The following is a 23,767-nucleotide window of genomic DNA, read 5'->3' as shown; positions in this document are numbered from 1 at the left end:
ATCAGGTTCTCTCCGTTTTGCTTAACCACATTTCATCCATACCACCACCCCGAATATGCATCGGATAGACGTGCTCGGTTCCATCAACAATCACATCCATAAAGACGAGGCGGTTGTTTTTAACGTGCTCAAGCGCTTGTGCGAGCTTCGTTTCCAGCTCGGCCGGATCGGTTACCCGCATGCCAACATGGCCGTAAGCTTCAGCAAGACGAACAAAATCCGGCAGCGATTTCATGTATGACTGTGAGTGACGGCCAGAATAAATCATATCCTGCCACTGCTTCACCATGCCGAGGTAGCCGTTATTCAGGTTCAGCACGAGAACCGGCAGTTCATACTGCAGCGCGGTAGACAGCTCCTGAATGTTCATCTGGATACTACCGTCTCCGGTCACGCAGACGACGGTTTCATCCGGCAGCGCCAGCTTCACGCCCAGCGCGGCAGGCAGACCAAAGCCCATGGTGCCTAAGCCACCCGAGTTGATCCAGTGTCGCGGTTTATCAAACGGATAATACAGGGCAGCAAACATCTGATGCTGGCCCACGTCTGAGGTCACATACGCTTCACCTTTCGTCAGTCGCCACACCGCTTCGATGACCGCCTGCGGCTTAATGTTTTCGCTCTGCGTGTCATATTTCAGGCACTGACGCGCGCGCCACTGTTCAATCTGCTGCCACCAGTCGCGGATCTCATCCAGCGGCTGGGTCGCTTTCTCCTGGGCCAGCAGCTCCAGCATCTGTTCCAGAACCTGACGGGCATCACCGACGATCGGCACATCAGCCGACACCGTTTTAGAAATTGACGTCGGATCGATATCAATATGCAGCACGGTGGCATTCGGGCAATATTTCGCCAGGTTGTTGGTGGTACGATCGTCAAAACGCACACCGACGGCAAAGATCACATCGGAGTGATGCATCGTCATGTTGGCTTCATAGGTACCGTGCATACCCAGCATACCCAGCGCCTGGCGGTGGGTGGCGGGAAACGCCCCCAGCCCCATCAGCGACGACGCAACAGGAAGGTTGAGTTTTTCAATCAGTTCACGAAGCTGGGCTTCACAGGCTGCATTGATCGCTCCGCCCCCGACATAGACGACCGGTTTCTTGGCTGCCAGAAGCGTTTGCAACGCCCGCTTGATCTGACCTTTATGCCCTTGCGTTGTCGGGTTGTAAGAACGCATGCTCACCGATTCCGGCCAGACGTAAGGCAGCTTGTTTGCCGGGTTCAGAATGTCTTTAGGCAGATCGACCACCACCGGTCCCGGGCGTCCGCTTGCCGCCAGCCAGAAGGCTTTTTTCAGTACGCCGGGAATATCTTCGGTTTGCTTAACCAGGAAGCTGTGCTTCACCACGGGACGCGAAATCCCGACCATGTCGCACTCCTGAAAAGCATCGTAGCCAATCAGCGAGGTGGCTACCTGCCCGGAGAGGATCACCAGCGGGATAGAGTCCATATACGCCGTCGCAATGCCGGTAATGGCGTTTGTCGCGCCGGGGCCGGACGTGACCAGGACCACGCCCACTTCACCCGTCGCACGCGCCAGGCCGTCGGCCATGTGTACGGCCGCCTGCTCGTGACGTACCAGAACATGGTCAATGCCCCCTACCGTATGGAGGGCATCATAAATATCGAGGACCGCGCCGCCAGGGTAGCCGAACACTTGCTTTACGCCCTGATCGATCAGCGACCGCACGACCATTTCCGCGCCAGACAACATCTCCATGCTTTGCCTCCAGGCATTTTGTTATAGACGGACTGCCGAATTCATTTCCGCACCGTCTTACGATTGGGATGAACCAATCTTATATTTTGCAGAGTGTTCTTTACCTTAACCGCTCGTTATGAGGCAGGCAATTAGCAAACCCGGGGAGATAAACGGTGCGTAAAGCAGAAAACGCAGCCGTTAACAGAAGATATGGTTAATTCCTCTGAGAATAGAGGACGGTGTGATAAATCATCACTGAAAAGCGCGACAATGCAGGAAATCATCTATTTTTGCGTGCCGAAGAGCCGCCCGAAAAAAAGACTCACAGAACAAAATAGCAACTATCCAAAAAAACTCAGGATAAATCACATGATCCGATGCGATTTATCCCGATGCGTTTACCGGCGACAGATACCAACCAGCAACTCTTCCATCCACTGGTGTCCTTTATCCCGTCCGGCCGCTTCATGCCAGGAGAGATAACAGGTTCGGCTATTTAACTTAAGCGGCAGTGGCAAAATTTGCAGATTTAATGGGTCAGAAAACTCTTCTGCCAGCCAGCGCGGTGCAATCGCCACCAGCTGTGTCTGGGAGACCACATTTAATACGCTGACCATAGCCATGCCCTGATAAGCCACGCACGCCTGTTTATCCGCAGTGTCATACCACGGCAGGCTAAAGGAAGCATATCTGTCGAGAGCAACAACGGCGTGCTGTTCGTTATAAACATCGTGTTCTCGCAGCGGAGAATTCAGACGTGGGTGTTTTTTACTGGCGACAAGAACCATTTCATCTTTAAAGAGCGGCACGCAGGAAAATTCCGGACGACGGAACTCTTCATACCCCAGAACGAATTCGATCTCCTGATAGCGTAACTGATGTTCCGTGTTTTGATTCAGGGATGATTTAAAAACCAGATTGATATTTGGTGCGATTTCTTCAACTTTATTATAAATAATCGACGTTAAATAATTATCTAATGGACTGCAGACACAAAGATGGAATACGCGCTCGCTGCTCAAGGGTTCAAAGCCCGATCCCGGCAGCTCATTTTGCACCAACTGCAACGCCTGGCGGATGGAACCGAACAGCTGGAATGCGCGTGCCGTAGGCTGGATCCCCCTCCCGTAACGAACGAATAATTCGTCGTTAAACATGAGCTTGAGTCTGGCAACGGCATTACTCACAGCAGGTTGCGACATCCCCAACGCCTGGGCGGCGCGGGTGATATTCTGTTCCTGCATGACCGCATCAAACACCGTCAGAAGATTAAGATCCACCGTGCGTAACTGCGGTTTAATCCCATCAGTAGCTTGAGGTTGTTTAATATTATTTTCTGGCACTTCTGACTCCACTGTCACGCTAAACTCCCTTTGCCAACGTACGCTAATCATCTCGAAAAATATGATTTATCATGCAAATACGATCAGCGAAAGAGAATTATTTAAAATTCAGAATATATAAAGACGCTATATAAACGAAAAGAAAATAGCGCAAATGATATGTTTGACTTTAGGATTGAAATGAAACCATAAACCAAACAAATACACAATGACCGCCAGGTTAATGATGACTTAAGTATTATTAAACTGTTATCGCCACCGCTCTGCAGTTAGTTAATAACATGTTATCTCTTTTCGTTTTTCAGCGAAGCGCAATAGATTCACCATAATTATAACTTAATGATATTAAAACCCTTTACGTACAGAGCATTCTCAGTAACGCGCGTCACTCATTTGAAACAATTATATTTATTTGTTTCTGCAACTGTTTTCTTCAGTCCAAAATTAGACAATTAGTCGGGTCGTAAAAGCCAAAACCAGCACAATTAGCTAAAGTAATTATCCTGCTGATTACGCCCGTCGGGCCCGTTTTTATCATCAGGGGTTGACATCAACTGGCGTATCCAGTACCACTAAAAGCATATTGAATTTAACGGAGCACGATTCATGATTCGCACCATTCGTTTCACCGGTCTACTACTACTAAACGCATCCACTGTGCGCGGTAGACTGGCGGGCGAAATTCAGCGTTGAATCGTCACCAGTAAGACTAAAAACCCGCGCCACTGCGCGGGTTTTTTTATGCTCGTAGCAAGGCGCCCTAAGACTGACAAGGACCTAACCCATGAGCCAGCAAGTCATTATTTTCGATACTACTTTACGTGACGGTGAACAGGCATTACAGGCAAGCCTGAGTGTAAAAGAGAAACTGCAGATCGCGCTGGCTCTCGAACGTATGGGTGTCGACGTGATGGAGGTGGGTTTCCCGGTCTCGTCTCCGGGTGATTTCGAATCCGTCCAGACTATCGCCCGCACCATTAAAAACAGCCGCGTGTGCGGTCTGGCACGCTGTGTTGAAAAAGATATCGACGTCGCGGCTGAGTCGCTGAAAGTGGCCGAAGCGTTCCGTATCCACACCTTTATTGCCACCTCACCTATGCACATCGCCACCAAGCTGCGCAGTACGCTGGATGAGGTTATTGAGCGCGCGGTATATATGGTGAAACGCGCACGCAACTACACCGATGACGTTGAATTCTCCTGTGAAGATGCGGGCCGCACGCCAATTGAAGATCTGGCCCGTGTGGTGGAAGCCGCCATCAATGCCGGTGCCAAAACCATCAACATCCCTGATACCGTCGGCTACACCATGCCGTTTGAGTTCGCCAATATCATCACCGGCCTGTATGACCGCGTACCGAACATTGATAAAGCGATTATCTCCGTCCACACCCACGATGATTTGGGTCTGGCCGTGGGCAATGCCATCGCAGCCGTCCACGCCGGCGCGCGTCAGGTAGAAGGCGCGATGAACGGTATCGGTGAACGCGCGGGCAACTGCTCGCTGGAAGAAGTGATCATGGCGATCAAAGTGCGCAAAGACATCATGGACGTGCACACCCGCATCAATCACAACGAGATCTGGCGCACCAGCCAGACCGTCAGCCAGATTTGCAACATGCCGATTCCGGCCAACAAAGCGATCGTCGGCACGGGCGCCTTCGCGCACTCCTCCGGTATTCACCAGGATGGCGTGCTGAAGAACCGTGAAAACTACGAAATTATGACCCCGGAATCCATTGGCCTGAATCAGGTCCAGTTGAACCTGACCTCCCGTTCCGGCCGTGCGGCGGTGAAGCACCGCATGGAAGAGATGGGTTATAAGGACAGCGATTACAACATGGATCAGCTGTACGACGCTTTCCTGAAGCTGGCCGATAAAAAAGGTCAGGTGTTCGACTACGACCTGGAAGCGCTGGCCTTTATTAACAAGCAGCAGGAAGAGCCAGAGCACTTCCGTCTGGATTACTTCAACGTGCAGTCCGGCTCCAGCGACATCGCCACTGCCTCGGTCAAGCTGGCCTGCGGTGATGAAATTAAGGCCGAAGCGGCGAACGGAAACGGCCCTGTGGATGCCATTTATCAGGCGATCAACCGCGTCACCGAGTACGACGTTGAGCTGGTGAAATATGACCTGACGGCCAAGGGCCACGGCAAAGATGCGCTGGGCCAGGTCGACATTGTTGTGAACCACAATGGCCGTCGTTTCCATGGCGTGGGCCTGGCGACCGATATCGTTGAATCCTCCGCGAAAGCGATGGTGCATGTGCTGAACAACATCTGGCGCGCCGCCGAAGTCGAAAAAGAGTTGCAACGCAAAGCTCAGAATAAAGAGAACAACAAGGAAACCGTGTAATGTCGAAGAATTACCATATTGCTGTGTTACCGGGCGACGGTATTGGCCCGGAAGTGATGGCACAGGCGCTGAAAGTACTGGAAGCCGTTCGCGCGCGTTTTGCGATGAAAATCACTACCAGCCACTACGATGTGGGCGGTATTGCGATTGATAACCACGGTACGCCACTGCCGAAAGCGACCGTGGAAGGCTGTGAAAATGCCGATGCCGTGCTGTTTGGTTCCGTCGGTGGCCCGAAGTGGGAACACCTGCCGCCTGCAGAGCAGCCAGAGCGCGGCGCGCTGCTGCCGCTGCGTAAACATTTCAAGCTGTTCAGCAACCTGCGTCCGGCGAAGCTGTATCAGGGCCTGGAAGAGTTCTGCCCGCTGCGCGCGGATATCGCCGCCAACGGCTTCGACATTCTGTGCGTGCGTGAACTGACCGGCGGGATCTATTTCGGTCAGCCAAAAGGGCGTGAAGGCAGCGGCCAGCATGAGAAGGCGTTCGACACTGAAGTGTATCACCGCTTCGAAATTGAACGTATCGCCCATATCGCCTTTGAGTCAGCGCGCAAGCGCCGCCATAAAGTGACCTCCATTGATAAAGCGAACGTGCTGCAGTCTTCCATCTTGTGGCGCGAGATCGTCAGCGAAGTCGCGAAGCAGTACCCGGACGTTGAGCTGTCGCACATGTACATCGACAACGCGACCATGCAGCTGATTAAAGATCCGTCCCAGTTTGACGTGCTGCTGTGCTCCAACCTGTTCGGCGACATTTTGTCAGACGAGTGCGCGATGATCACCGGCTCTATGGGCATGCTGCCATCCGCCAGCCTGAATGAAGAAGGTTTTGGCCTGTACGAGCCGGCAGGCGGTTCCGCGCCGGATATTGCGGGCAAAAACATCGCTAACCCGATTGCGCAGATCCTCTCTCTGGCCCTGCTGCTGCGCTACAGCCTGGATGCAGGCGATGCAGCAACCGCAATTGAAAATGCCATTAACCGGGCGTTAGAAGAAGGCGTTCGTACCGGTGATTTATCACGCGGCGCGGCGGCAGTCAGTACCGATGAAATGGGCGACATTATTGCCCGCTATGTCGCTGAAGGGGTGTAATCATGGCCAAAACGTTATACGAAAAATTGTTTGATGCGCACGTTGTCTACGAGGCACCAAACGAAACCCCACTGCTGTACATTGACCGTCATCTGGTACACGAAGTGACCTCTCCTCAGGCATTTGACGGCCTGCGCGCGCACAAGCGCCCGGTACGTCAGCCGGGTAAAACCTTCGCGACGATGGATCACAACGTTTCCACACAGACCAAAGACATTAATGCCTCGGGTGAGATGGCGCGTATCCAGATGCAGGAGCTGATCAAGAACTGCAACGAATTTGGCGTTGAGCTGTACGATCTGAACCACCCCTATCAGGGCATCGTTCACGTGATGGGGCCAGAGCAGGGAATTACCCTGCCGGGCATGACCATCGTCTGCGGCGACTCCCATACCGCAACCCACGGCGCGTTTGGCGCCCTGGCGTTCGGCATTGGCACGTCTGAAGTTGAACACGTGCTGGCGACGCAGACCCTGAAGCAGGGCCGCGCCAAAACGATGAAGATTGAAGTGAAGGGCAAAGCGGCACCTGGCATTACCGCGAAAGACATCGTGCTGGCGATCATCGGTAAAACCGGCAGCGCAGGCGGTACCGGCCACGTCGTTGAATTCTGCGGCGACGCGATTCAGGCGCTGAGCATGGAGGGTCGCATGACCCTGTGCAATATGGCCATTGAGATGGGTGCCAAAGCCGGTCTGGTCGCGCCAGATGAAACGACCTTCAACTATGTGAAGGGCCGTCTGCACGCGCCGAAGGGCCAGGATTTTGACGACGCGGTAGCGTACTGGAAAACCCTGAAAACCGACGACGGGGCAACGTTTGATACCGTTGTCACGCTGCAGGCAGAAGAGATTGCCCCTCAGGTGACCTGGGGAACCAACCCGGGCCAGGTAATTTCCGTCAACGACGCCATTCCCGATCCGGCCTCCTTCGCCGATCCGGTCGAGCGCGCCAGTGCGGAAAAAGCGCTGGCCTATATGGGGCTGAAACCCGGCGTACCGTTGACCGACGTGACCATTGATAAGGTATTTATCGGCTCCTGCACCAACTCCCGTATCGAAGATTTGCGTGCGGCGGCAGAGATTGCCAAAGGCCGTAAAGTCGCACCGGGCGTGCAGGCGCTGGTGGTTCCAGGCTCCGGTCCGGTGAAAGCCCAGGCGGAAGCCGAAGGTCTGGATAAGATCTTTATCGAAGCAGGATTCGAGTGGCGCCTGCCTGGCTGCTCCATGTGCCTGGCCATGAACAACGATCGCCTGAATCCGGGTGAGCGCTGTGCCTCCACCAGCAACCGTAACTTTGAAGGCCGTCAGGGCCGCGGTGGGCGTACCCATCTGGTCAGCCCGGCAATGGCCGCCGCTGCGGCAGTCACCGGCCATTTCGCCGACATTCGCAGCCTGAAATAAGGAGACAATCATGGCAGAGAAATTTACCCAACATACGGGCCGTGTTGTCCCGCTGGACGCCGCTAACGTTGATACGGACGCGATCATTCCTAAGCAGTTTTTGCAGAAGGTGACCCGCACCGGCTTTGGCGCGCACCTGTTCAACGACTGGCGTTTCCTGGACGATAAAGGCGAGGTGCCTAATCCGGAATTCGTTCTGAACTTCCCGGAGTACAAAGGCGCATCCATCCTGCTGGCGCGGGAAAACTTTGGCTGCGGCTCGTCGCGTGAACACGCCCCCTGGGCGTTGACAGACTACGGCTTTAAGGTGGTCATTGCCCCCAGCTTCGCGGATATCTTTTACGGCAACAGCTTCAACAACCAGTTGCTGCCGGTGACGCTGAGCGACGAACAGGTCGATGAATTGTTCGCGCTGGTTAAGGCAAATCCGGGCATGTCGTTTGAAGTGGATCTGGAAGCGGAAGTGGTGAAAGCCGGGGATAAAACCTACAGCTTCAGCATTGATGCCTTCCGCCGCCACTGCATGCTGAACGGTCTGGACAGCATTGGTTTGACGCTCCAGCACGAAGACGCCATCTCCGCGTACGAGAAAAAACAGCCTGCGTTTATGGGCTAAAGGCAATGGCCCGCAAAAAGCGGGCCATTGATTTGTTTTGTGAAGCCGCCTTCCAGAATCAGACATCCTTAACCCGGCAAGTCAGCCCAAGCGTAACCACCGAAATCGCGGCAATCATCCAGTAAACTGAGCCATGCCCGTAACTTTGCGCCAGCGCCCCCTGAATCACCCCCGCCAGGATCACTCCGGTCGAAATGCTGTTGGTAAAAAGCGTGGTCGCCGACCCGGCGCGGCCCGGCATTAAATCCTGGAACCAGAGCATGCCGATCCCGGCAACGATGCCAATAAACACAGCATTAAACAGCTGCAGCGCAAGCAGCGCTTCACGCGAATGGAAAAGGATCAGTCCCGCGTAAAACAGCACCCCGGCCGCCACGGCGACGATCATCATCCGACGCTTCCCAAAGCGCTTAACGTAGTAACCCGCCAGAATCATCGCCGGAATTTCCAGCCCGGCAGCGGTGCCCATTAAGATCCCCGCGAGCTTGTCCGGTAAGCCCAGATCGCTGCTGATCCACAGCGGCATGTCGATGATGTACATGGTGTTGCAGGTCCACATCAGCGTGGAGGCAATAAACAGCATGCGGACGTTTTTGTCCTGCCAGCCGCTCACCTGGGTGAGCGGTTTATCCGTTGTCTGTTCGACGCGCGCCACGGACGGCAGCGCAAAGGCTATCAGCGCCAGGCTGATGACAAAAATCCCGGCGGCGATGGAGAACATCGCGGTAAAGCCGTAGTTCAACGCCAGCATGAAGGCCAGCGGCGGGCCAATGACCCACGCCAGCGAGAGCTGGGCACGCATCACCGAGCTGAACATCACCACTTCCCGCGCCGAGCTATCCGCATATTCCCGGGCCAGCGCGAACAGCTGCGGCATGGCGGTGTTCGCCAGCGACGCCAGCAGCACGCCGCAGGTAATGAGCGTCAGGTAATGACGATTGAAAGCAAAGAGCAGCGCGTTGCCCACGGCCATGGCGCAGCAAAAGAGGATCAGCCTGCGGCGATCGCCCTGGCTGTCCGATCGCTTCGCCAGCGCGAGGCTGACCAGGATCCCGGCTATCGCGTTGACGGTATAAAACAGCCCCACCCAGAACGGCTGTGCCCCCACCTCGCGGCTGAGAAACAGGCTCAGCGTCGGCGCCTGCAGCGCTCCCGCCACGCCCATCATAAAGGCCACCAGCATAAAAGCGGCATACACGCCGTTCAGGCGTCGCCCCATCGTCATCAACCACAGCATGCGCAAGTCCTTGTGAAAGCGAATCGAAATTGGGTGAAAGAATAAACGAAAAAAGCCAGCAAAAACATTTTGCTGGCGGGTGATTAGCACCAATACTCAGTCACACATGATCGAGGCGAGTCAGCGAGAAGAGGCCGGTTTCGTAACGTCCCACTGCATCAGTTCTTCTAACATTTTCAGCCGTTGCTCTGCACACGGGCGGGCCAGCCAGGACGATCCTTTTGTCGCTGAAAAGTACTGCTGATAAAACTGACGTGCGGTAGACCTCTTCATCATTTACCTCCTCGCTTCATCGGGAAGCATTATTGGCCTAATATAGGGATTAATAAATTGCTGGTTTTTTGTCAGGAGTTCCTCTTTTATGCCTTCCGGTCGTCTGCAGCAACAATTTATCCGCCTCTGGCAGTGCTGCGAGGGGCAATCGCAGGAAACCACGCTCAACGAGCTGGCTGACCTGCTTAGCTGTTCCCGCCGCCATATGCGCACGCTGCTCAATACCATGCAGCAGCAGGGGTGGTTAAGCTGGGAAGCGGAGGCGGGACGCGGAAAACGCTCGCGGCTGACCTTTCTCTACACCGGGCTGGCATTGCAGCAGCAGCGTGCAGAAGACCTGCTCGAGCAGGACCGTATCGATCAGCTGGTCCAGCTGGTGGGCGACAAGGCCGCCGTGCGCCAGATGCTGGTCTCCCATCTCGGACGCAGTTTTCGTCAGGGCCGACACATTCTGCGGGTGCTCTACTACCGTCCGATGAAAAATCTGTTGCCCGGCACGGCGTTACGGCGTTCTGAAACCCACATGGCCCGACAAATCTTCAGCGGCCTGACGCGGATAAATGAGGAAAACGGGGAACTGGAGGCGGATATCGCGCACCACTGGCAACAGCTTTCCCCGCGCCACTGGCGCTTCTTCTTACGCCCGGGCATCCACTTTCACCACGGTCGCGAACTGGAGATGCACGACGTCATCGCCTCTCTGGAACGCGCCCGCAGGCTGCCGCTCTACTCGCATATTTCGCGCATCCACTCCCCCACGGCCTGGACGCTGGATATTGAGCTGTCGCAGCAGGACAAGTGGCTTCCCTGGCTGCTGGGCTATGTGCCCTCAATGATTTTGCCCGCCGAGTGGGAATCATTGAACAATTTTGCCAGCCAGCCGATTGGCACCGGGCCCTACTCCGTCTCCCGCAATAACAGCAACCAGCTGAAAATCCGCGCGTTCGATGACTACTTTGGCTATCGGGCGCTGATCGACGAAGTGAACGTGTGGGTATTGCCGGATCTCAATGAAGACCTGAGCTGCGGGCTGACGCTTGAAGGCCCCACCACCGGAGAAAAGGCCTTGGAGAGCCGCCTGGAGGAGGGCTGCTACTATCTCCTCTTTGACCGCCGCACCCACCGTGGGGCAAACCCGGCTGTCCGCAAGTGGATCAGCCACGTGCTGTCTCCTTCCAATCTTATCTACCATGCGGAAGAGCAATACCAGACATACTGGTTCCCGGCGTACGGCCTGCTTCCGCGCTGGCACCATGCCCGACCAACGCGCTGCGACAAACCCGCAGGGCTGGAGTCCATCACCCTGACCTACTACCGCGATCATGTTGAGCATCGTTTTATCGCGAGGATCATGACCCGCCTGCTGGCAGCGGAGGGAGTCAGGCTGGACATCAGGGAAGTGGACTATGACGAATGGCATCAGGGGGAAATCGCCAGCGATATCTGGCTGAACAGCGCCAACTTCACCCTGCCGCTCGATTTTTCCCTCTTCTCGCATTTGTATGAAGTCCCGCTGATCCAGCACTGCATCGACCGGGACTGGCAGCAGGATGCCGCTCTGTGGCGTGCGGGCGAGATGAATCTTGCCGTATGGTGCCAGCAGCTGCTGGCCGAGCAGGCGATCGTCCCGCTGATCCACCACTGGCTGATGATCCAGGGCCAGCGCAGCATGCGCGGCCTGCGGATGAACACCCTGGGCTGGTTTGATTTTAAATCCGCCTGGTTTGCGCCCCCGGAGCCATAACGCTTTCGTAATATTCACCAAATCATTACAATAGCGCCGTTCTCAACGGGGTGCTGCATCACAGATGTGCGCTGAGATAATACCCGTCGAACCTGATCCGGATAACGCCGGCGAAGGGATTTGAGGCTGTCGCTCAAAATCCTTTGCCACTCAACCCTGAGGTGCAAAGTGTTAAAAAAAGTTCTCCCCCTGCTGGCGCTGTTCGCGCTGCCCGCTTTAGCCAAGCCCGTTCTGACGGTCTACACCTACGACTCCTTCTCCGCCGACTGGGGCCCTGGCCCGGTCGTCAAAAAAGCCTTTGAAGCCGACTGCAACTGCGAGCTGAAGTTCGTGGCGCTGGAAGATGGCGTTTCGCTGCTCAACCGCCTGCGCATGGAAGGCAAAAACAGCAAGGCCGACGTGGTGCTCGGGCTGGATAACAACCTGCTGGAAGCCGCCTCGCAAACCAAACTCTTTGCCAAAAGCGGCGTCGCGGCAGAGGCCGTTAACGTGCCGGGCGGCTGGAACAACGACACCTTTGTGCCGTTCGACTACGGCTACTTTGCTTTCGTCTACGATAAAAACAAGCTGAAAAACCCGCCGAAGAGCCTGAAAGAGCTGGTGGAAAGCGACCAGAAGTGGCGCGTGATTTATGAAGATCCGCGGACCAGCACGCCGGGCCTGGGCCTGCTGCTGTGGATGCAGAAAGTCTACGGCGATAAGGCGCCGGAAGCGTGGCAGAAGCTGGCCGCCAAAACCGTCACCGTGACCAAAGGCTGGAGCGAAGCCTATGGCCTGTTCCTGAAAGGTGAAAGCGATCTGGTGCTGAGCTACACCACCTCCCCGGCCTACCACATTATCGCCGAGAAGAAAGACAACTATGCTGCGGCTGATTTTGCGGAAGGGCACTATCTGCAGGTGGAAGTGGCCGCGCGTACCGCCGCCAGCAAACAGCCGGAACTGGCCGAGAAGTTCCTGAAATTTATGGTTTCACCGGCATTCCAGAACGCCATTCCAGCGGGCAACTGGATGTATCCGGTCACCAGCGTTACGCTACCCGCAGGTTTTGAGCAGCTGACCAAGCCGAAAACCTCGCTGGAGTTTACGCCGCAGCAGGTCGCCGCGCAGCGTGCCGCATGGGTAAGTGAATGGCAACGCGCCGTCAGCCGTTAATTCCCGGCTGGTTACTCCCCGGATTGCTCGCCGCCGTCGTGATGGTGGCGGTCAGTCTGGGAGCCTTTCTTGCGCTGTGGTTTAACGCACCGGAGAGCGACCTGCTCGCCCTCTGGCACGACAGCTACCTCTGGCACGTTATCCGGTTCTCCTTCTGGCAGGCGGCTCTTTCTGCCCTGCTGTCGGCGATCCCGGCTATTTTTCTTGCACGCGCGCTCTATCGGCGGCGTTTCCCCGGCAGGCAGGCCCTGCTGCGCCTGTGCGCCATGACGCTGATCCTGCCCGTGCTGGTAGCGGTATTTGGTATTCTGAGCGTTTACGGCCGCCAGGGCTGGCTGGCCTCGCTGTTCGGCCAGCTTGGTATTGAGTGGTCATTCTCGCCTTACGGACTGCAGGGCATTCTGCTGGCGCACGTATTTTTCAATATGCCGATGGCAACGCGCCTCTTTTTGCAGGCGCTGGAGAACATTCCCGGCGAGCAGCGGCAGATTGCCGCCCAGCTCGGCATGCGCGGCTGGTCGTTCTTTCGTTTTGTCGAATGGCCGTGGCTGCGCCGCCAGCTCCCGCCCGTGGCGGCGTTAATCTTTATGCTCTGCTTTGCCAGCTTTGCCACCGTGCTGTCACTCGGCGGCGGGCCGCAGGCCACCACCATTGAGCTGGCGATTTACCAGGCGCTGAGTTACGACTACGATCCCGGTCGCGCCGCACTGCTGGCGATAGTCCAGATGGCGTGCTGTCTGGTGCTGGTGCTGTTGAGCCAGCGGCTGAGTAAAGCCATTCCCGCAGGTAGTCATCAAATAACCGGCTGGCGCGATCCGCAGGACAGCCTGCACAGCCGCATCAGCGATGTTATCCTGATCGCGCTGGCGCTGCTGCTGTTGCTGCCGCCGCTGCTGGCCGTTATCGTTGACGGCCTGAACCTCAATCTTATATCCGTCCTGCAACAGCCCGTTCTCTGGCAGGCGACCTGGACCTCGGTACGCATAGCGCTGGCTGCCGGACTGCTGTGCGTTATGCTGACCATGATGCTGCTGTGGAGCAGCCGTGAGCTCTACGCCCGCCAGGCGCAAAAAGCCGGACAAATGCTGGAACTGACGGGCATGCTGATACTGGCGATGCCGGGCATCGTGCTGGCAACGGGCTTCTTTTTACTGTTCAACAGCACCCTCGGCCTGCCGGAAAGGGCCGATGGCATTGTGATTTTCACTAACGCCTTAATGGCCATCCCCTACGCGCTTAAGGTGCTGGAAAACCCGATGCGCGACGTCAACAGCCGCTACGGTTTGCTGTGTCAGTCGCTGGGCATGCAGGGCTGGCAGCGGCTGAAGGTTGTGGAACTGCGCGCGCTAAAACGCCCGCTGGCGCAGGCGCTGGCGTTTGCCTGCGTGCTCTCCATTGGAGACTTTGGGGTCGTGGCGCTGTTCGGTAATGACGATTTCCGCACGCTGCCGTACTGGCTTTATCAGCAAATCGGCTCTTATCGCAGTCAGGACGGCGCGGTCACCGCGCTGTTACTGCTGCTGCTCTGCTTTGCCTTATTTACCGTTATCGAAAAACTTCCGGGGCGCGATGTTAAAACTGACTGATGTAACCTGGCTCTATCAGCATCTGCCGATGCGCTTTACGCTCTCCGTTCAGCAGGGCGAGCGGATTGCGGTGCTTGGCCCAAGCGGTGCCGGGAAAAGCACCTTGCTCAATTTGATCGCCGGTTTTCTGCAACCTGCCAGCGGGTCGATAGCCATCGATAATCGTGATTTCACCAACGCCCCTCCGGCTAAACGCCCTGTGTCGATGCTGTTTCAGGAAAACAACCTGTTTACCCATCTGACGGTGCGGCAAAACATCGCGTTGGGAATGCATCCGGGGCTCAGGCTGAACGATGCCCAACGCGAAAAACTTGAAGTGATTGCCGCACAGATGGGGATCGCTGAATTCATCGACAGGCTCCCGGGCGAGCTCTCCGGCGGCCAGCGTCAGCGCGTGGCGCTGGCGCGTTGTCTGGTGCGCGAGCAGCCGCTGCTGCTGCTGGATGAGCCGTTCTCGGCGCTCGATCCCGCGCTGCGCCAGGAGATGCTCGCCCTGGTGCAGGAGGTCTGCCAGCGCCAGCAGCTTACGATGCTGATGGTTTCGCACAGTATCGAAGATGCCGCACGGATTGCGCCGCGATCGGTGGTGATCGCGGAGGGACGCATTTTGTGGGATGGAGCAACAGAAGCATTAATGAGCGGAAAAGAAAGCGCTTCTGGATTATTGGGTATAAAACCGTAGGCCGGGCAAACGCAGTGCCGCCCGGCGCTTAACGGCTCACAACTTTCAACAGGATCTCACCGTACACCGGCATCAGAGGGTGGCGAATCAGCGCCACAAGCGCCACCACGGCCACACCCAGCGTCAGCGGGGCCAGCCACAAAAGACGAGAGCGCGGAAGATAGCGCGTCAGGCGATCGACGCTCGCTTTCGCGCTGCGCCACAGGCGCCAGCAGAGCCAGACCGCCAGCCACAGCAGCACCGCCGTGCCCAGCAGCAGCCACTTAAACTCACCGCTTTGCATACCGTCAGGAATATCAATCGCCGCACCGGCCAGAATACCCGGCAGGAAGTAGAACGGCGGCCAGAAGACGCAGCCGATAATGTTCGGCACCACAAATTTCGCGACGGGCAGATCCAGCATCCCGGCCACCATCGGCACCAGCGGACGCGTTGGCCCAACAAAGCGGCCCACGAGGATGGTAAACATGCTGTGCTGGTGCAGCGCATGCTCGGTTTTATCGAGCAACGCTTTGTTCTTTTTCATGAACGACCAGCGGTGCAACGGCTTCTTAAAGCGCCAGCCCAGCCAGAAGGAGATCCAGTCCCCCAGCAGACAGCCGATAATCCCGGCCAGCCATGCCTGCCAGAAATTGACCTCACCGCTGCCGATAAGCGCCCCAAGCCCCGCCATCATCACGGTGCCGGGCAGGATTAACCCGACAAGCGCCAGCGATTCCAGAAACGCTACCAGCGCCACGGCGATGAGCGAGTACATAACGGACTGGGTAATAAAGTGTTCTAGCAATGACTGCATAACTATTCCGGTCAGAAAACGAATCAGCGATTCTGCTTAGCGCCCCGCACCGCGTCAAGGCAACAATTGTCTGAATAGTTTACAGGTTGCTTTCTGCATTCACCTGTTTGTTTATCTTTTTTTACCGTTTATTCACATCCCGCGCGAAATTCACTGGGGCTGGCACCGGTGCATTTTTTAAATACGCGGGAGAAATAGAGCTGATCCTCAAAGCCCACGTTGCGCCCCACGGTGGCGATGGGCATCCGGGTGGTGCTGAGCAGCAGCTTCGCCTGGCTGATCCGCTGATCCTCGCGCCAGCTCAGTACGCTAACGCCAAGCTGCTGGCGGAACAGGTGCGACAGCCGCGACGGCGACAGGCAGACGTGCTGGGCAACGCTGGCGATATCAAACTGGCTATCGGCCAGGTGGTCGCTGATGTACTGGCAGGCGTCGCGCACGCGGTTATCCAGCGGCGGGTTAAGCGACGCGTTAATCGCCTCCATCCGCCGCAGCAGCAGCTGTTCAAGGAGGTTTATCGCCAGCAGTTCGGCATAGCGTCCACCAGCCTGCCCCGCCTCGATTATCTGGGCAAAAAGCTCGCGAAACTGCGCCAGATGCACCTCATCCGGGCGATAAAACCCGGTGTGAGCAAAAATAGCCGGCCAGGAAAGCCACTCCTGCCAGTAGGCGCGCGGACGGAAGTAGACCCACTGGTGATACCACTCTTTGGCATCCGGATGACGGCCATAGTGGTGGATCTCCCCCGGCGGGAACAGCAGGATATCCCCCGGGCGGCAGACGAACTGCTGGTCACCGTTCTTGATGATCCCTTCCCCCCGCACGGTCAGGTTGAGGATATACCCTTTCATCCCGAGCGGTCGGTCGACGTAAAAGTCGAGATATCCCTCAGCCTCGATAGGGGTCAACCCCGCCACAAGATGCGCGTTAAACGAGTATCCCGGCAGCAGGGGATCGTTCTGCGTTTCGGCCATAGATTCAGTTCTCCCAAGGGTCCTGAAGGAAACCAATTGTCCATATCACTAAATGCAGGTTAAAAATGGCCCGCGAAAAGATCCAAAAAGCATCACGTCGCTTTTACGTCCGCCATGTTTCAGCCTTTCCCCCTGATTTCTCCGCCAGAGCAGGCAGATAACCAGTAACAAAAGTGTCTATAAGTGCGGCAGAAATGTCCACATTGAATATTTGCACGGCGTCACACTTTCCGTTGCAACAGCAATTTAGTCCATAAGATTAGCGGATCCTGCCTGACGACTTTTGTCCCCAGTCTCTAATGTTCTTCCATACCTGTTTTTTCGATGGAGCAACACCATGGCAATTGCGATTGGCCTCGATTTTGGCAGCGATTCAGTTCGCGCGCTGGCAGTGGACTGTACGTCCGGCCAGGAGATAGCAACCAGCGTTGAGTGGTATCCGCGCTGGCAAGAGGGGCGCTACTGCGATGCGCCAAACAACCAGTTCCGTCACCACCCGCGGGACTACATCGAGTCGATGGAAGCGGCGATCAAAACCGTTCTGGCAGACCTGACCGACGCCCAGCGGGCCGATGTTGTGGGGATTGGCGTCGACAGCACCGGCTCTACGCCTGCCCCTGTGGATGCCGAAGGCCGCGTGCTGGCGCTGCGTCCTGAGTTTGCCGACAACCCGAACGCCATGTTCGTGCTGTGGAAAGACCATACCGCCGTGGAAGAGGCCGAAGCCATCACCCGCTTATGCCATCAGCCGGGCAAAACCGACTACTCACGGTATATCGGCGGGATTTACTCCAGCGAGTGGTTCTGGGCCAAGATCCTGCACGTCACCCGCGCGGACGCGTCTGTCGCACAGGCAGCGGCGTCATGGATTGAGCTATGCGACTGGGTTCCCGCCCTGCTCTCCGGCACCACGCGCCCGCAGGATATCCGCCGCGGCCGCTGCAGCGCCGGGCATAAATCCCTGTGGCATGAAAGCTGGGGCGGTCTGCCTCCGGCCGCGTTCTTTGATGAGCTCGACCCGATCGTCAACAAGAGCCTGTCATACCCGCTGTTTACCGACACCTTCACCGCCGATATTCCCGTCGGCACCCTCTGCGAAGAGTGGGCGACGCGTCTCGGCCTGCCGCAGAACGTAGCTATCTCCGGCGGCGCGTTTGACTGCCATATGGGCGCCGTGGGCGCGGGCGCGCAGCCAAACACGCTGGTCAAAGTGATCGGCACCTCCACCTGCGACATCCTGACGGCAGATAAATCCACCGTCGGCGACCGCGCGGTAAAAGGCATCTGCGGCCAGGTTGACGGCAGCGTGGTGCCAGACTTTATCGGCCTCGAAGCCGGTCAGTCCGCGTTTGGCGATATCTACGCCTGGTTTGGCCGCGTGCTCGGCTGGCCGCTGGATCGGCTGGCGGCGTCACATCCTGAACTGAAAACCCAGATCGCCGAGAGCAAAAAGCAGCTCCTGCCGCAGCTTACCGACGCCTGGGCCAAAAATCCGTCTCTCGACCACCTCCCGGTGGTGCTGGACTGGTTTAACGGCCGCCGCACGCCGTTTGCCAACCAGCGCCTGAAAGGGGTGATTACCGACCTCAACCTGGCGACCGACGCGCCTGCGCTGTTCGGCGGTCTGATTGCCGCCACCGCCTTCGGCGCCCGCGCGATTATGGAGTGCTTCACCGAGCAGGGCATCGACGTGAACAACGTGATGGCGCTGGGCGGCATCGCCCGTAAAAACCCGGTGATCATGCAGGCCTGCTGCGACGTGCTGAACCGTCCGCTCCAGATTGTGGCCTCCGATCAGTGCTGCGCGCTGGGGGCGGCAATTTTCGCCGCCGTAGCCGCTGGCGTCCATGCGGATATCCCCACCGCGCAGCAGCATATGGCGAGTGCCGTCGAAAACACCCTTCAGCCGCGTGCCCAGCAGGCACAACGCTTTGAACAGCTTTATCAGCGCTACCAGCAATGGGCAAAAAGCGCCGAACTTCACTATCTCCCTGTCGCCGCCCCGGCCAAAAGCACCGCGGACACTACGGCAACCCTGACCCATTAAGGACACGATGATGACCATTTTTAATAACTATGAAGTGTGGTTTGTGATTGGCAGCCAGCATCTTTACGGACCGGAAGCGCTGCAGCAGGTAACGAAACACGCGGAGCATGTCGTTAACGCGCTGAACGCGGAAGCCAAACTGCCGTGCAAACTGGTGCTGAAACCGCTGGGCACGACGCCGGACGAAATCACCCACATCTGCCGCGACGCCAACTACGACGATAAATGCGCCGGTCTGGTGGTGTGGCTGCACACCTTCTCACCGGCAAAAATGTGGATCAACGGCCTGTCTATCCTCAACAAACCGCTGCTGCAGTTCCATACCCAGTTCAACGCCTCCCTGCCGTGGGACAGCATCGACATGGACTTTATGAACCTGAACCAGACCGCACACGGCGGCCGCGAGTTCGGCTTCATCGGCGCGCGTATGCGTCAGCAGCACGCGGTGGTCACCGGCCACTGGCAGGATGGCAAGGCGCAACAGCGTATCGGCGCCTGGATGCGTCAGGCGGTCTCTAAGCAGGACACCCGCCATCTGAAAGTGGTGCGTTTCGGCGACAACATGCGTGAAGTGGCGGTCACCGACGGCGATAAAGTGGCCGCGCAGATCAAGTTCGGCTTCTCCGTGAATACCTGGGCGGTGGGCGATCTGGTGCAGGTGGTAAATGACATCAGCGATGGCGACGTGAGCGCGCTGGTGGACGAGTACGAAAGCAGCTACCGCCTGACGCCTGCGGCACAAATCAACGGCGACAAGCGCCAGAACGTGCTGGACGCGGCGCGCATTGAGCTGGGCATGAAGCGCTTCCTGGAACAGGGCGGTTTCCACGCCTTTACCACCACCTTTGAAGATCTCCACGGTCTGAAACAGCTGCCGGGTCTGGCAGTACAACGCCTGATGCAGCAGGGCTACGGCTTTGCGGGCGAAGGCGACTGGAAAACTGCCGCTCTGCTTCGCATCATGAAGGTGATGTCGACCGGTCTGCAGGGCGGCACCTCCTTTATGGAGGATTACACCTACCACTTCGAAAACGGCAATGGCCTGGTGCTCGGCTCGCACATGCTGGAAGTGTGTCCTTCCATCGCGGTAGAGGAAAAACCGATCCTTGACGTGCAGTACCTCGGCATCGGCGGTAAAGCCGATCCGGCGCGTCTGATCTTCAACACCCGCACGGGCCCGGCCATCAACGCCAGCCTGATCGATCTGGGCGATCGTTTCCGCCTGCTGGTGAACTGCGTCGATGCGGTTGAAACGCCACACTCCCTGCCGAAACTGCCGGTCGCCAACGCCCTGTGGAAAGCACAGCCGGATCTGCCGACCGCGTCAGAAGCCTGGATCCTGGCCGGCGGCGCGCACCATACCGTCTTCAGCCACGCGCTGGATCTGAACGACATGCGTCAGTTCGCCGAGCTGCATGATATCGAGCTGACCGTCATTGATAACGATACCCGCCTGCCCGCCTTTAAAGACGCGCTGCGCTGGAACGAAGTCTATTACGGTTCAAAACGCTAAGCCCTGAATGCCCGGTGGCACCGCGTTTACCGGGCCTACGGTTCTGTAGGCCGGATAAGCGAAGCGCCATCCGGCACTGGAGACAACAATGTTAGAAGAGCTCAAACGCCAGGTGCTCGAAGCCAACCTGGCGCTGCCGAAACATAATCTGGTCACCCTGACCTGGGGCAACGTCAGCGCCGTTGACCGCGATAAAGGCGTGTTTGTGATCAAGCCTTCCGGCGTCGATTACGCGGTGATGACGGCGGACGATATGGTGGTGGTCAGCATCGAAACGGGTGAAGTGGTGGAAGGGAACAAAAAGCCCTCCTCCGATACGCCAACCCACCGCCTGCTGTACCGCTCATTCCCAACCATCGGCGGTATCGTGCATACCCATTCACGCCATGCCACCATCTGGGCGCAGGCGGGCCAGTCCATCCCGGCGACCGGCACCACCCACGCGGACTACTTTTACGGCACCATTCCCTGCACGCGTCTGATGACCGATGCGGAGATCAACGGCGAGTATGAGTGGGAAACCGGCAACGTCATTGTCGAAACCTTCGAAAAACAGGGTATCGATGCGGCGCAAATGCCCGGCGTGCTGGTGCACTCCCACGGCCCGTTTGCCTGGGGTAAAAACGCGGAAGATGCGGTGCATAATGCCATCGTGCTGGAGGAAGTCGCCTACATGGGGATCTTCTGCCGCCAGCTGGCGCCGCAGCTGCCGGACATGCAGCAGACCCTGCTCGATAAGCATTATCTGCGCAAGCACGGCGCGAAGGCCTATTACGGACAATAAACTGTATATATCCCCAGCATAAAACATTCAACCAGGCTATAATCAGGCCTGGTTTTGTTTTATGGGATAACGGCGTGGCGCAGGCGCAAGAAGGCTTTTTACTGACCCGACACTGGCGGGATACCCCTCAGGGCACCGAGGTCGCGTTCTGGCTGGCAACCGATAACGGTCCGCTATACGTTACGCTGCCCCCGCAGGAATCCGTGGCCTTTATTCCTGAAGCGCACGTCGAAAAAGTGAAACAGCTGCTGCGCGGTGAAAACGGCTGGCGCATTACCCCGCTTGAACTGAAAGATTTCCACCGTCAGCCGGTTTACGGCCTCTACTGTCGCGCCCATCGTCAGCTGATGCGCTATGAAAAACTGCTCCGTGAAGCAGGCGTGACGCTCTACGAAGCGGATATCCGCCCACCCGAACGCTTTCTGATGGAGCGGTTTATTACCGCGCCCGTCTGGGTCGATGGTTCTCCGCAAAATGGCGGTCTCATCAACGCGCGGCTAAAGCCGAACCCGCACTACCGCCCGCCGCTGAAGTGGGTCTCCCTGGATATCGAAACCACCCGTCACGGCGAACTGTACTGTATAGGACTTGAAGGCTGCGGCGATCGGGTTGTCTATATGCTCGGGCCACCGAATGGTGATGCCTCCGCGCTGGATTTCCGGCTTGAGTATGTTACCAGCCGGCCGCAGCTGCTGGAGAAGCTCAACCAGTGGTTTGCCGACTTCGATCCCGACGTTCTGATCGGCTGGAATGTGGTGCAGTTCGACCTGCGTGTGCTGCAAAAACACGCCGAGCGTTACCGCATCCCGCTGATGCTCGGACGCGGCAACAGCGAGCTTGAGTGGCGCGAACACGGTTTTAAGAACGGCGTTTTCTTCGCACAGGCGAACGGCCGCCTGATTATCGACGGCATCGAGGCGCTCAAGTCCGCCTTCTGGAACTTCTCGTCATTCGCCCTCGAAGCGGTGGCGCAGGAGCTGCTTGGCGAAGGCAAATCCATCGACAACCCGTGGGACAGAATGGACGAGATCGACCGGCGCTTTAACGAAGACAAGCCCGCGCTCGCCACCTATAACCTGAAAGACTGTGAGCTGGTCACGCGGATTTTCCACAAAACCGAGATCATGCCCTTCCTGCTGGAGCGCGCGACGGTGAACGGACTCGCGGCGGACAGGCACGGCGGCTCCGTGGCGGCCTTTAGCCACCTCTATTTTCCCCGAATGCACCGGGCAGGATACGTTGCCCCCAACCTCGGGGACGTGCCGCCGCAGGCCAGCCCCGGCGGCTACGTCATGGATTCCCGACCAGGACTGTATGACTCCGTTCTGGTCCTGGACTACAAAAGCCTCTACCCGTCGATAATTCGCACCTTCCTGATCGATCCCGTCGGGCTGGTTGAGGGGCTGGCCCAGCCGGATGATGAACACAGCACCGAAGGCTTCCTCGGCGCACGCTTCTCGCGGGAAAAACACTGCCTGCCCGACATCGTGGGCAACATCTGGCACGGCCGCGATGAGGCCAAGCGCCACGGCAACAAGCCCCTTTCTCAGGCGCTGAAAATCATCATGAACGCCTTCTACGGGGTGCTGGGCACCAGCGCCTGTCGCTTCTTCGACCCGCGGCTGGCCTCCTCGATCACCATGCGTGGGCACGAGATCATGCGTCAGACTAAAGCGCTGATTGAATCCCGGGGCTATGACGTCATCTACGGCGACACGGACTCCACCTTTGTATGGCTTAAGGGTGCGCATTCCGAAGACGATGCCGCGCAAATCGGCAAAGCGCTGGTTGCCTTCGTGAACGACTGGTGGCAGGAACATCTGCAGAAAGCGCGCTTAACCAGCGCGCTGGAGCTGGAATTTGAAACCCATTTTGCCCGCTTCTTAATGCCCACCATCCGCGGTACCGATCAGGGCAGCAAGAAGCGCTATGCCGGGCTGATTCAGGAAGGCGACGCGCAGCGGATGGTGTTTAAAGGGCTCGAGACAGTGCGTACCGACTGGACGCCGCTGGCCCAGCAGTTCCAGCAAACGCTCTATCTGCGGATATTTCGCAATGAGCCGTATCAGGACTACGTGCGCGAGACGATAGCCAGCCTGATGGCAGGCGAACTTGACGCGCAGCTGGTGTATCGCAAACGCCTGCGCCGCCCGCTCGCGGAGTACCAGCGTAACGTTCCTCCGCACGTTCGCGCCGCGCGCCTCGCGGACGAAGAAAACGTCCGCCGTGGCCGCGCGCCGCAGTATCAGAATCGGGGAACCATCAAATACGTCTGGACGATAAACGGTCCGGAACCGGTGGATTATCAGCACTCGCCTCTGGATTATGAACACTATCTGACGCGTCAGCTTCAGCCGGTTGCCGACGGAATTTTGCCCTTCATCGACGATGATTTTGCTACACTAGTGACAGGGCAACTTGGCCTATTTTGACGCGTGACGAAATGGCTGCCATCCAGTACC

Annotated in this window: 19 protein-coding genes and 1 riboswitch; of the genes, 13 read left to right on the top strand and 6 right to left on the bottom strand. The window is 57.3% G+C overall.

Annotation, left to right across the window (positions count from 1 at the left end; all coding sequences use genetic code 11):
* Window position 1: 1 nt before the first annotated feature.
* A complete protein-coding gene (gene ilvI, locus ACVCAM_RS17580; RefSeq protein WP_008501995.1) occupies window positions 2–1,726 on the bottom strand; it encodes an acetolactate synthase 3 large subunit in 1,725 nt (574 codons plus the stop codon).
* 380 nt (window positions 1,727–2,106) lie between these two features.
* Window positions 2,107–3,051, bottom strand: coding sequence for a transcriptional regulator LeuO (gene leuO, locus ACVCAM_RS17575; protein ID WP_025912169.1), 945 nt, complete (start codon window positions 3,049–3,051; stop codon window positions 2,107–2,109).
* Between the two features lie 606 nt (window positions 3,052–3,657).
* Between leuO and leuL the strand changes: the two genes are divergently transcribed.
* From leuL to leuD, 5 genes are all read left to right on the top strand, one after another.
* Window positions 3,658–3,744 carry a leu operon leader peptide gene (gene leuL, locus ACVCAM_RS17570; protein WP_071530973.1) on the top strand — a complete coding sequence of 29 codons (87 nt, stop codon included), beginning with the start codon at window positions 3,658–3,660 and terminating at the stop codon, window positions 3,742–3,744.
* Between the two features lie 91 nt (window positions 3,745–3,835).
* The gene (leuA, locus tag ACVCAM_RS17565) at window positions 3,836–5,407 is read left to right on the top strand and encodes a 2-isopropylmalate synthase (protein ID WP_025912168.1); all 1,572 of its coding nucleotides are present in this window, start codon (window positions 3,836–3,838) and stop codon (window positions 5,405–5,407) included.
* Window positions 5,407–6,498 (top strand): 3-isopropylmalate dehydrogenase, encoded by a 1,092-nt coding sequence (gene leuB / locus ACVCAM_RS17560; protein WP_021240531.1) that lies wholly within the window; start codon window positions 5,407–5,409, stop codon window positions 6,496–6,498. The genes leuA and leuB overlap by 1 nt, the downstream gene beginning before the upstream one ends.
* 2 nt (window positions 6,499–6,500) lie before the next feature.
* Window positions 6,501–7,901 carry a 3-isopropylmalate dehydratase large subunit gene (gene leuC, locus ACVCAM_RS17555; RefSeq protein ID WP_008501999.1) on the top strand — a complete coding sequence of 467 codons (1,401 nt, stop codon included), beginning with the start codon at window positions 6,501–6,503 and terminating at the stop codon, window positions 7,899–7,901.
* Between the two features lie 10 nt (window positions 7,902–7,911).
* Window positions 7,912–8,517: a 3-isopropylmalate dehydratase small subunit gene (leuD, locus tag ACVCAM_RS17550; protein WP_023616037.1), complete on the top strand. Its 606-nt coding sequence runs from the start codon at window positions 7,912–7,914 to the stop codon at window positions 8,515–8,517.
* A gap of 58 nt (window positions 8,518–8,575) precedes the next feature.
* Here leuD and ACVCAM_RS17545 read toward each other — a convergent pair whose 3' ends face one another.
* Together ACVCAM_RS17545 and sgrT are read right to left on the bottom strand one after the other, a co-directional pair.
* On the bottom strand, window positions 8,576–9,754 hold the full coding sequence (locus tag ACVCAM_RS17545) for a sugar efflux transporter (RefSeq protein WP_025912167.1): 1,179 nt from the start codon (window positions 9,752–9,754) through the stop codon (window positions 8,576–8,578).
* Window positions 9,755–9,874: 120 nt separating this feature from the next.
* Window positions 9,875–10,027: a glucose uptake inhibitor SgrT gene (gene sgrT / locus ACVCAM_RS17540; protein ID WP_008502002.1), complete on the bottom strand. Its 153-nt coding sequence runs from the start codon at window positions 10,025–10,027 to the stop codon at window positions 9,875–9,877.
* Window positions 10,028–10,115: 88 nt separating this feature from the next.
* On the opposite strand from sgrT, the gene sgrR reads away from it, so the two are divergent.
* From sgrR to thiQ, 4 genes are all read left to right on the top strand, one after another.
* Window positions 10,116–11,771 (top strand): HTH-type transcriptional regulator SgrR, encoded by a 1,656-nt coding sequence (gene sgrR, locus ACVCAM_RS17535; protein WP_407223053.1) that lies wholly within the window; start codon window positions 10,116–10,118, stop codon window positions 11,769–11,771.
* Window positions 11,772–11,807: 36 nt separating this feature from the next.
* A riboswitch (TPP riboswitch) is annotated at window positions 11,808–11,908 on the top strand.
* Window positions 11,909–11,939: 31 nt separating this feature from the next.
* Window positions 11,940–12,923 carry a thiamine ABC transporter substrate binding subunit gene (thiB, locus tag ACVCAM_RS17530; protein ID WP_025912165.1) on the top strand — a complete coding sequence of 328 codons (984 nt, stop codon included), beginning with the start codon at window positions 11,940–11,942 and terminating at the stop codon, window positions 12,921–12,923.
* Window positions 12,899–14,509 (top strand): thiamine/thiamine pyrophosphate ABC transporter permease ThiP, encoded by a 1,611-nt coding sequence (thiP, locus tag ACVCAM_RS17525; RefSeq protein ID WP_025912164.1) that lies wholly within the window; start codon window positions 12,899–12,901, stop codon window positions 14,507–14,509. Before thiB ends, thiP begins: the two co-directional genes overlap by 25 nt.
* Window positions 14,493–15,191 carry a thiamine ABC transporter ATP-binding protein ThiQ gene (thiQ, locus tag ACVCAM_RS17520; protein ID WP_025912163.1) on the top strand — a complete coding sequence of 233 codons (699 nt, stop codon included), beginning with the start codon at window positions 14,493–14,495 and terminating at the stop codon, window positions 15,189–15,191. The genes thiP and thiQ overlap by 17 nt, the downstream gene beginning before the upstream one ends.
* Window positions 15,192–15,219: 28 nt before the next feature.
* Here thiQ and ACVCAM_RS17515 read toward each other — a convergent pair whose 3' ends face one another.
* Window positions 15,220–15,987, bottom strand: coding sequence for a DedA family protein (locus ACVCAM_RS17515; RefSeq protein WP_407223052.1), 768 nt, complete (start codon window positions 15,985–15,987; stop codon window positions 15,220–15,222).
* Window positions 15,988–16,115: 128 nt separating this feature from the next.
* Complete coding sequence (gene araC, locus ACVCAM_RS17510) at window positions 16,116–16,961, bottom strand: arabinose operon transcriptional regulator AraC (protein WP_023293301.1); 846 nt, start codon at window positions 16,959–16,961, stop codon at window positions 16,116–16,118.
* A 337-nt stretch (window positions 16,962–17,298) separates the two neighbouring features.
* Here araC and araB point away from each other — a divergent pair, with 337 nt between their 5' ends.
* The 4 genes from araB (at window position 17,299) to polB (ending at window position 23,737) form a co-directional block, all read left to right on the top strand.
* Window positions 17,299–19,008 (top strand): ribulokinase, encoded by a 1,710-nt coding sequence (gene araB, locus ACVCAM_RS17505; RefSeq protein ID WP_135345821.1) that lies wholly within the window; start codon window positions 17,299–17,301, stop codon window positions 19,006–19,008.
* A gap of 10 nt (window positions 19,009–19,018) precedes the next feature.
* A complete protein-coding gene (gene araA, locus ACVCAM_RS17500; RefSeq protein ID WP_135346508.1) occupies window positions 19,019–20,521 on the top strand; it encodes an L-arabinose isomerase in 1,503 nt (500 codons plus the stop codon).
* Between the two features lie 88 nt (window positions 20,522–20,609).
* Entirely contained in the window at window positions 20,610–21,305 is a 696-nt protein-coding gene (araD, locus tag ACVCAM_RS17495; protein WP_055321283.1) for an L-ribulose-5-phosphate 4-epimerase, read from the top strand.
* 74 nt (window positions 21,306–21,379) lie between these two features.
* Entirely contained in the window at window positions 21,380–23,737 is a 2,358-nt protein-coding gene (gene polB / locus ACVCAM_RS17490; RefSeq protein WP_407223049.1) for a DNA polymerase II, read from the top strand.
* The last annotated feature ends 30 nt before the right edge of the window (window positions 23,738–23,767 follow it).

It is taken from the genome of Enterobacter sp. CFEC122, from assembly GCF_052983755.1.
Note: the sequence above shows the minus strand (reverse complement) of the source record. Positions and strands in the feature narration are given on the sequence as shown.

Bases quoted from the DNA above. Each gene is read 5' to 3' on its own strand.
- ilvI (WP_008501995.1), bottom strand. From the start codon at position 1,726: ATGGAGATGTTGTCTGGCGCGGAAATGGTCGTGCGGTCGCTGATCGAT.
- leuL (WP_071530973.1), top strand. From the start codon at position 3,658: ATGATTCGCACCATTCGTTTCACCGGTCTACTACTACTAAACGCATCC.
- leuA (WP_025912168.1), top strand. From the start codon at position 3,836: ATGAGCCAGCAAGTCATTATTTTCGATACTACTTTACGTGACGGTGAA.
- leuB (WP_021240531.1), top strand. From the start codon at position 5,407: ATGTCGAAGAATTACCATATTGCTGTGTTACCGGGCGACGGTATTGGC.
- leuC (WP_008501999.1), top strand. From the start codon at position 6,501: ATGGCCAAAACGTTATACGAAAAATTGTTTGATGCGCACGTTGTCTAC.
- leuD (WP_023616037.1), top strand. From the start codon at position 7,912: ATGGCAGAGAAATTTACCCAACATACGGGCCGTGTTGTCCCGCTGGAC.
- ACVCAM_RS17545 (WP_025912167.1), bottom strand. From the start codon at position 9,754: ATGCTGTGGTTGATGACGATGGGGCGACGCCTGAACGGCGTGTATGCC.
- sgrT (WP_008502002.1), bottom strand. From the start codon at position 10,027: ATGAAGAGGTCTACCGCACGTCAGTTTTATCAGCAGTACTTTTCAGCG.
- sgrR (WP_407223053.1), top strand. From the start codon at position 10,116: ATGCCTTCCGGTCGTCTGCAGCAACAATTTATCCGCCTCTGGCAGTGC.
- thiP (WP_025912164.1), top strand. From the start codon at position 12,899: ATGGCAACGCGCCGTCAGCCGTTAATTCCCGGCTGGTTACTCCCCGGA.
- thiQ (WP_025912163.1), top strand. From the start codon at position 14,493: ATGTTAAAACTGACTGATGTAACCTGGCTCTATCAGCATCTGCCGATG.
- ACVCAM_RS17515 (WP_407223052.1), bottom strand. From the start codon at position 15,987: ATGCAGTCATTGCTAGAACACTTTATTACCCAGTCCGTTATGTACTCG.
- araC (WP_023293301.1), bottom strand. From the start codon at position 16,961: ATGGCCGAAACGCAGAACGATCCCCTGCTGCCGGGATACTCGTTTAAC.
- araB (WP_135345821.1), top strand. From the start codon at position 17,299: ATGGCAATTGCGATTGGCCTCGATTTTGGCAGCGATTCAGTTCGCGCG.
- araA (WP_135346508.1), top strand. From the start codon at position 19,019: ATGACCATTTTTAATAACTATGAAGTGTGGTTTGTGATTGGCAGCCAG.
- araD (WP_055321283.1), top strand. From the start codon at position 20,610: ATGTTAGAAGAGCTCAAACGCCAGGTGCTCGAAGCCAACCTGGCGCTG.